At 62.8% G+C, this 253-nt stretch carries 1 protein-coding gene; it reads left to right on the top strand.

What is annotated here, in order from left to right:
- Nucleotides 1-60 precede the first annotated feature (60 nt).
- Nucleotides 61-253, top strand: a 193-nt coding sequence (locus AAEZ06_RS27825; RefSeq protein WP_350617387.1) for a hypothetical protein, incomplete at its 3' end; no start/stop codon positions are given.

The following is a 253-nucleotide window of genomic DNA, read 5'->3' as shown; positions in this document are numbered from 1 at the left end:
CCTGTAAACCCGCTCCCCCGTAGGAGCTGCCGAAGGCTCGGGCCGCGTTCGGACGATCTTTTGATCCTGATCTTCGGCAGCGCCACTACCGCCCAAAGATCAAAATCAAAAGATCGCAGCCTTCGGCAGCTCCTACAGGGCGTTGTGCCGCATCACCTCGGATCCTCCATGAAACTCTCCTCGCTCGCCCTGGCGCTGACCCTCCTGCCAGCCGGTCCGCTCCTGGCCGACACCTTTGAACGCGACCAGGCCC

It is taken from the genome of Pseudomonas sp. HY7a-MNA-CIBAN-0227, from assembly GCF_040310325.1.
Taxonomy (GTDB): domain Bacteria; phylum Pseudomonadota; class Gammaproteobacteria; order Pseudomonadales; family Pseudomonadaceae; genus Aquipseudomonas.
Note: the sequence above shows the minus strand (reverse complement) of the source record. Positions and strands in the feature narration are given on the sequence as shown.